We start from the raw sequence: 3,785 nt of genomic DNA on the forward strand, positions 1-3,785 counted from the left end.
GTCGTCGCCAACGACCACGCCACATCCGCCGGAGCCAGCTCCGGCCGCGCGGCCACCCAGTCGTACAGCCGCTCCGCCTGCCCGGCCAGCCCCTCAACCGACCGACCCGACACCAGCCACGCACCGGCACCCGACACCACCGGAGCGATCTCCTGGACGGCCTCAACGCTCTCAGCGGCCGGGGCCTCCTCCACGATGACGTGCGCGTTGGTGCCGCTCATGCCGAACGAGGACACCCCCGCACGGCGCGGGCGCTCCCCCGCCGGCCAGGGCGTCGCCTCCGTCAGCAGCTCCACCTCACCGGCGGACCAGTCCACGTGCGAGGACGGCACCTCGGCGTGCAGGGTGGGCGGCAGTTGCTCGTGCTGCAGCGCGAGGATCATCTTGATCACACCGGCCACACCGGCGGCCGCCTGGGTGTGCCCGATGTTGGACTTCACCGAACCCAGCCACAACGGCCGGCCCTCCGGCCGCTCCTGCCCGTAGGTGGCCAGCAGTGCCTGCGCCTCGATCGGGTCGCCCAGTGTGGTGCCCGTCCCGTGCGCCTCGACCACGTCGACCTCGGCGGCCGAGAGCCGCCCGTTGGCCAGCGCCGCGCGGATCACCCGCTGCTGCGAAGGGCCGTTCGGCGCCGTCAGACCGTTCGACGCACCGTCCTGGTTCACCGCCGACCCGCGCAGCACCGCCAGCACCTTGTGCCCGTTGCGCCGCGCGTCCGACAGCCGCTCCACCACGAGCATGCCCACACCCTCGGCCCAGCCCGTGCCGTCCGCGTCCTCCGAGAAGGCCCGGCACCGGCCGTCCGCCGACAGCCCCTGCTGCCGCGAGAAGTCGATGAACATCCCCGGCGTCGCCATGACCGTGGCCCCGCCGGCCAGCGCCAGCGAGCACTCGCCCGAACGCAGCGCCTGCGCGGCCAGGTGCAGCGCCACCAGCGACGACGAGCACGCCGTGTCCACCGTCACCGCCGGGCCCTCCAGGCCCAGCACGTACGACACCCGGCCCGACAGCACGCTCGTCGCGTTCCCGGTCAGCAGGTGGCCCTCGACGCCGGACCCGCCCTCGCCCGCCAGGGTGAAGCCGTAGCCGGAGGCGTAACCACCGGCGAAGACGCCGGTGGCGCTGCCGTGCAGCCCCGCCGGGTCGATGCCGGCCCGCTCCAGCGCCTCCCACGACGCCTCCAGCAGCAGGCGCTGCTGCGGGTCCATCGCCAGCGCCTCGCGCGGGCTGATCCCGAAGAACCCCGCGTCGAACTCCGCCGCGTTCCGGACGAAGGCGCCCTGCGCCACGTACGAAGTGCCCTCGCGCTCGCCGTCCGGGTCGTACACGCCGTCCAGGTCCCAACCGCGATCGGTCGGGAACCCGCCCACCGCGTCACCGCCCGAGGCCAGCAGCTCCCAGAACTCCTCCGGGCTGTCCGCACCCCCGGGGAAGCGGCACGCCATGCCGACGATCGCCACCGGCTCGTCCGTCGCCGCGGCCGCCACGGCGACGACGGCGCCCGACCCGGCCGCCTCGCCGGTCAGTTCGCCGCGCAGGAAGCCGGCCAGCAGCAGCGGGGTGGGGTAGTCGAACACCAGCGTGGCGGGCAGCCGGATGCCGCTCACCGCGTTGAGCCGGTTGCGCAGCTCGACGGCGGTCAGCGAGTCGAAGCCGAGCTCCTTGAACGACCGCCGGTCCTCGATCGCCTCGGCGGAGGCGTGCCCCAGCACGACCGCGACCTCGGCCCGCACCACGTCGGTGAGCACCCGCTCCTGCTCCGCGCGGCCCAACCCGGCGAGCCGGGCAGCCAGTTCGCCCTCGGGGCGCGTGACGGCCGCGCTCCCGGCACCCGGGGCGGTCAGCCGGCGGACCTCCGGCAGGTCGCGGAAGAGCGGCGCCTCCCGCAGGTCCACCGGTCCCGACGCGGACGCCAGCTGCGCCCAGTCGACGTCCATCACGGTGACGACGGCGTCCGGTCCGTCCAGTGCCCCGCCCAGGGCACGGGCGGCGAGCTGCGGGTCCAGCGCCGGCATCGGGCCGCGCTTGACCCGCGCCCGCACCGCCTCGCTGGACTCGGCGAAACCGCCGCCGCCCCAGGCGCCCCACGCCACCGACAGGCCTGGCAGCCCACGGCTCCGGCGGTTCTCGGCGAGGGCGTCGAGGAAGGCGTTGGCCGCCGCGTAGTTGCCCTGACCGGCGGCGCCGAGCGTCGACGCGGCCGAGGAGAACAGGACGAACGCGTCCAGGTCGAGGTCCGCCGTCAACTCGTCGAGCAGGACAGCGCCTTCGGACTTCACGCGCAGCACGGACGCCAGCCGCGCCGCCGAGAGCCGGTCGACCACGCCGTCGTCCAGGACGGCGGCGGTGTGCAGCACCGAGGACAGCGCCGGACCGCTCTCGCCGATCCACGCCACCAGACCGGCCAGCGCCGCCCGGTCCGTCACGTCACACGACACGACGTCCACCCGGGTACCCCGCGCCGCCAGCTCCGCCACCGTCGCCGCGACACCCGCAGCCGCCGGGCCGGAACGACCGGTGAGCACCAGTCGCTGGGTGCCGCGCTCGGTCAGCCAGCGCGAGACGTGGCCGGCGATCGCACCCGTGCCGCCCGTGATCAGCACGCTGCCGCGCGGCGACCACGCCCCCTTGCCGCGAGGCTGCGAGGCCCGCGTGAGCCGGCGGCCGAGGATCCCGGCGGACCGGATCGCGACCTCGTTCTCGCCGCAGCCGGCCAGCACCGCCACCAAGCGTCCACCGGCGCGCTCGTCGAGCGCCTCGGGAAGGTCGACCAGACCGCCCCAGCGCTCCGGCTGCTCCAGGCCGACGACCCGGCCCAGACCCCACACCTGCGCCTGCACCGGGTTGGCCAGCGCCTCACCCGGACCAGCCGCCACCGCACCACGCGTGGCCGCCCACAGCGGGGCGGCGATCCCGGCGTCACCCAGCGCCTGGACGAGCGCCAGGGTGGCCGCCAGGCCGCCGGTCACCACCGGGTGCTCCGGCAGCGACCTCTCCTCCAACGCCAGCAGCGACAACACCCCGGCAACGCCGGAAGGCTCCACCGCCGCACCCAGCAGCGCCGCCACCTCCGCCCGGTCCACCACCCCGGCCGGAACCTCGACCACGACGACCTCGGCACCACGACCGGCCAGCGCCGAGACGTACGGCCGCCCGTCCGCTCCGGCCGGCACGACCACCACCCACGTGCCCGACAGCACACGCGCGTCGGGCTCGGCGACCGCCACCCAGTTCACCCGGTAGCGCCAGTCCGTGGTCGCCAGCCGGTCCTTCTCGCGCCGCCGCCAGGACGCCAGCGCCGGCAGGACCTCGCCGAGCTGCCGGTGGTCCTCGATGGCCAGCGTGTCGGCGATCCGGGCCAGGTCCCCGTCCTCGACGGCGGCCCAGAACTCGGCCTCCGCGGCGGTGCTGCCACCGTCCCCGCCGACCGCCGCCGGCGGCATGAGCGACACCGTGCCCTCCGGCCAGAACCGCTGCTGGCGGAAGGCGTACGTCGGCAGCTCGACCGGCGTACCGGTCGGCAGCAGCGCACCCCACTCCACCGGGACGCCGTTGACGAAGGCCCGGGCCAGGCCGCTCACCAGGCCGGTCACGCCCTGGTCCTCGCGCCGCTGGAGCGGAATGAAGACGGCCTCGTCAGCGTCGATCCCCGCCACGGCGTCCGGGCCCAGCGAGGACAGCGACCCGTCAGGGCCGACCTCGATGAACACCGTCACGCCCTGCTCGGCGAGAGCCGCGACGGCATCGGCGAACCGCACCGCACCGCGTGTCTGCGCCGGCCAGTA

At 75.5% G+C, this 3,785-nt stretch carries 1 protein-coding gene; it reads right to left on the minus strand.

The window, feature by feature from the left end:
- A partial coding sequence (locus ACZ6Y7_RS37890; RefSeq protein ID WP_465762535.1) for an SDR family NAD(P)-dependent oxidoreductase occupies positions 1–3,758 on the minus strand: 3,758 nt, incomplete at its 3' end.
- Positions 3,759–3,785: the final 27 nt, after the last annotated feature.

The organism is Kitasatospora sp. NPDC053308, assembly GCF_055585785.1.